This window comes from Microcoleus sp. AT3-A2 (assembly GCF_036705685.1).
GTDB lineage: Bacteria > Cyanobacteriota > Cyanobacteriia > Cyanobacteriales > Microcoleaceae > Microcoleus.
Genome location: NZ_JAUBVF010000112.1, coordinates 1 through 4698 on the forward strand (window position 1 = coordinate 1; position 4698 = coordinate 4698).

Annotated in this window: 4 protein-coding genes; all 4 read right to left on the minus strand. The window is 41.7% G+C overall.

Going from position 1 to position 4698, the window contains the following annotated elements; all coding sequences use genetic code 11:
* Nucleotides 1-217, minus strand: a 217-nt coding sequence (locus QUB37_RS28910) for a hypothetical protein (RefSeq protein WP_333168614.1), incomplete at its 3' end; no start/stop codon positions are given.
* A gap of 95 nt (nt 218-312) precedes the next feature.
* Complete coding sequence (locus QUB37_RS28915; RefSeq protein WP_333168615.1) at nt 313-2934, minus strand: SMI1/KNR4 family protein; 2622 nt, start codon at nt 2932-2934, stop codon at nt 313-315.
* A 25-nt stretch (nt 2935-2959) separates the two neighbouring features.
* Nucleotides 2960-4501 carry a hypothetical protein gene (locus QUB37_RS28920; protein ID WP_333168616.1) on the minus strand — a complete coding sequence of 514 codons (1542 nt, stop codon included), beginning with the start codon at nt 4499-4501 and terminating at the stop codon, nt 2960-2962.
* Nucleotides 4502-4505: 4 nt separating this feature from the next.
* Nucleotides 4506-4698 (minus strand): hypothetical protein (locus QUB37_RS28925; RefSeq protein ID WP_333168617.1); only part of this gene is annotated, 193 nt, incomplete at its 5' end.

Genomic DNA, 4698 nt, shown 5'->3' on the forward strand with positions numbered 1-4698 from the left:
CTGTGGCGTTTTGGATGCGGTTTTCGAGTTGGGTGCTGACTGTTTTGTCTTCGTTGACGGCGCGCTGTACGGATGGAGTTGTAGGATTGGGTTGGGGGGTCGATCGACGAGCCTGAATTTGAGGACTGACTGAGGATGCGATCGCATCTAAAGAACCTGTCTCAAGGCTTAAAGTAGGCGATACTTTTGTTAATTTGCTGCTTCTATCAAACAACACTTCGGACAGTTTTTAATCGCTAACAGTATAATCAAGGTTTCAAGCTTTCGTCAAGCTCGGATACAAAGGGTAAAATTGCACTTTCAGGCTCTCATTCAAAAACTGTCCGAAGTATTGATCAAAGCAAGTGCTTCTTCGGGAGATAAGTCTTCTTCTAGAACAGCTTTAATTGCTGGTAAGTATTTGTCCGCAGTTGCTAGATTTCTGTAAACCAAATGCTTTAATAATTCTTGATTGAGCGGGTTTCCTGAACTCCAAATGCCCGGAAGGCATATACTGGTTCTGTAGCGGATATCTCCAAGAACCCAGTCTAATTCAAAATTACCAAGAGATAAGTAATTATTGGCTCTCGTCAATAACTCGGCAATCTCTATTATTTTGTTTTTTGGAACTCGGTAAAAATATCTTGAATAAAATAAAAATTTCTGTTCTTTTTCGCTCATCTCGGCTCTAGCGCGCCATTTCCCATTTGAGGTTTGAACATCTAACCAGAAAAAATCATGACCTTGAGGTGGATCGATGGGCAAACCTTGGTCTGTAAAAAACTTTAAAACTGCCTGGTAAATTTCACCATCTAAGTTTTCAAAATTTGTGACGGCCGATCGAATGTTCATAGCTACGATTTGGAAAAATTCAGTTACTCGATCGATTACCTCCTCGTTAGCATCTTGAATTCTCCCGTTCCCTTCTTCGATCCACCAAGTGTATTCATCGAGTAACCTCTGAGAAAACTGTTCTTCATTAGATTTCGCCATCGTTAAATCTGATAAACTTAGGTAATACCAAAAAGTGCTATAACTTTTGGAAACTGACTCAAATGTTTGCCCGGACTCTAGCTCAAAAGATTGTTTGACCTCCATGCAGAACCAATTTTGGCTGGCTATTAATGGGTGTTGGGGTTGTTCACCGCTCAACTTAAGGATATAAGCTGCCGCTTCATCCACAGTTTGAGCGTGTCTTAATAGATGCGGTAGTAGATCGGGAGATAGCCTAATTTCTAACTCGATGTCGTTTTCATCCAGCAATTCTGTGCCAAACAAAGTGGTGCTAAAATCTGGTGTCGGTTTGAGTATTTCTTCTTCCTCAATACATTCGTTTTCATCGAGCAAGTCTGTGCCAAACAAAGGGGTGCTAAAATCTGGTGTCAGGTTGAATATTTCTTCTTCCTCAATATAAAGGTACAATTCTTTGTCTGCTTTCAAGATCAAATGGCAATCTACAACTCGATCGTTTTGATAAACGAAAACCAAGGTGTTAGCCCAAAAATCACACTCAGAGCGGTAATGAGCTAAAACTATTTCTCGATCGAGTTGGTAGCGAGAGATATTTTCTGCCATATTTGTGCCAGCTAAACTTGGTGAAGTTGCGGGTATTGATGTTTGTTCTGGCTCCTCGGTCTGGTGAATTTCTCGTTCTTGTGTTGGGAGTAAGGCTAGCTCGGCTGCATCGGGATGGCGGTCGAAATCCCTGAGAGACAAATCTTTTATTAACTGTTTTTTAAATTTTACCAAGTTAAATTCCAACAAGCTAAATTTTAGCGGTCGGCGATCGCGCTGAGACCACTCGATCTTTTGTTTTAGAAAAAGTTTGTGAATTCCAAGGACTCCAATTTGCTCAAGAATATCCACCTCACTTTCGTAAAGTGGAAGTAGTTTCAGCAATAACGGTGGATTGGGAAGTTCTAACCACTCTGGCGTGGGTATGTACCAATCGGCAATTAAGACACAGCTCGTGCCATCGAACATGGGTAGCGATACATTGCGAAGTAAAACGCCGGGAGCGAAATGAATTTCTTCTCGAAAAGCCATCATTGCTAGCTCGGCTATTTTCTGTCCCAAAGCTTCTACCTCTTCAATGGCGAATTCTCCATACACGTAAAGTCCTAATTCTATATACGGATGAGGTCCAGGTAAAGCACGGGTACTCATTCCTGCTGTTGTTACAGCAGCAAAGTCAAAATCTGCAATTGCAACGTTTTCTGCCTCGTAAACATCTTCTGTCTCATAAATTAGCAGAATATCTAGCTCATCAGGTTCGGGGCTGTCAGCCTGCTCCTTCTGGAATTTCATGATTTTTGCGCTTGTTCCTACTACTTCACGAAACGCAGCAGAGATGTCTGGTAGAGAGTTAGTTTCACCAATTAAAACCCTGATATCTCGATAAAGATGATCTCTACAAGCTTCCAGCCATTCCATGAATGATTGATATTTGGTAATTACTGGACCTCTCTCTGAAGTATGAAAAATAATTTGCCCTGTTTCTCCATTAACAGCAGGTGCCATGTCCAGACAAAAATAGTTTCCTTTTATATCGGCTGCAAACGGAATCCAATTTCGATGCCACCAAGTATTTTGAATGATTCCTCCACCAGCGTTTATTACTTTATTTTGATAAAAATTGAAAACGCCTCTTTCAGCAGCATCAGTCATCATTGACCAGCGATGGTGAGCATCTGCTAAGTTCGTATAGGTACACGAATGAAAATTAACGTATCCATTATGAATTTTGAGGGAAGCTTTGTAATCGACAGGTAACTGCACGCCCACCTTAGTTTCAAATTCGGCGATTTGTTCGTCTGTTGCTCCTTCTAATAAGCTGTTAAGTTTCTCGGGTTCTCGATCGAGATACCATTGCTCTATATCTCCCCAAATACTGCGAATAGCTGTTTCTATTTCGGGAGGTTGTAGTTTTTTTGAGTTAAAGTTATTTTGGCTCATTTATTTCCCTATTATGCAAACTATCTTACGGATTCTTTGACCACCAGCTTGGATGGCTATCACGTTCTTTTGATGGAGGCTTGAATTCATCTGCTTTGCTACTTGAGGCTTGGGACTCAACTTTATGTTCCGGTCCCCAATAATTGTCGGGGTTATTATTCCATTCCATATTCTGATCTTTAGTTTGCGTATGACCGATTCTATTCCAATGATCCGATGCGCCTTCGGGTCCATGACCCAGGCAGGCTAATTCATAACCAAAGTTTTCGTATTTGGAGTCTGGTCGCTTACTATCGTATCTTGCCATCTTTTTATGATATTCTGCGCTAGTCGCTTGAATCGGCTGAGGAGAGTCCGCTCGAAGTCCTTTGCTCAATATTTGTACTCCTACTTTAGTATGTTTACCAGGGTTTTTATATCCATAAATGACGCGGTTATCCCCCGTAGTTTCTCGTATGCCCCCTTTATTGCGATCGAAAGTGTACTGTGTGAATCTGTCACCCTGACGTGACAAATATCGAAAAAGCACACCATCATCGTCCACCCATTTGTTTAAACGTTTTAGCGCAGTATCCTCTACAAGCTGGAATTTCTTTTGAAACTCTGCTCTTTTGAATCTTCGCATACCAAATTCTATCTTTGCTTGCTCTAAACAATCTCTGTCTCCTCCCTTATTCTCGTCGAAAGTATACTCTGTTAATGAGTCACTTTTACCTAACGAATATTTAAAAAGATGAAGATCATTTATCCATTCATTTAAACAATTTAGTGCTTGATATTCTTGAAATTTGAAGTGCTTCTGAAGGGCGGATCTTGTAAATCTTTCCATTCCAAATACTTGCTTTGCTTCCTCCAAGTACCCCGAGTAATCTCGTTCTCCCCCCTTTTCCGAATCGAAAGTATATTGTGTTCCTTTGTCACGACTGCCTGTGGCGTATTTATGAATTTGACCTTCATCTAACCAGATAGCTAAATATCTGGCTGCGGTTGATTTCTCAATATTTAACTCTTTTTGAAGCTCTTCTCTCGTAAATCTTCGCATCTCAAATACTCGTCTAATTTGCTCCAAATAATCATTTAGCTTCTGAGTAAAAACTGAGTCACTTTTTTGCGTAGAACTCGCTTTTTGTATTTTCTCCTGATCGAAGCTGTAATATGTTACTTTACTCGTGCCTGACGAATATTTAGCAAGCTCGCCTTGTGCCGCCCATTGCTGTAAATAGGAATCTGCGGTTGATTGTTTAAGCTCGAATTGGTTTTGAAACTCCCGTCTTGTGAAGTCTCGCATTTCAAAGAATTGCCTTGCTGGCTCCAAATAATCATCTCGTTTTTTGGTGGGAACCGAACCACTTTTTTCCGTTGTGTTTGGCGCAATAACTACTTTGAAGCCTAAACGTCCATCCAGTTCAGCATTAGCTGTATTTGGCTCGAAGTAAACGTTAAACTTAATGGGTGCTTTGAGCCTTCGATCGTAACCAGGCTTCAATTGCTGTGCTTGCGCGGTTTTTTGGATGCGGGTAGTATTGTAGTTTTTGAGTTGACCATTAGTATTTTGAAGGCGCTGCACGGCCTCAGAAGCGATTTGCTCGTGCTTGCGAATATCGGCGGGTGTCGGTTGTGTTTGCCGAGTTGGATTTTTCGGAGGTGTTTTTCGATTTGGCGTTTGCCCGGGTGGTGACCCCGACTGAGGATTCCGACTTGCGGGTCTTGGCGATGGCCCAGGTGCAGGATTCCGACTTGCGGGTCTTGGCGATGGCCCAGGTG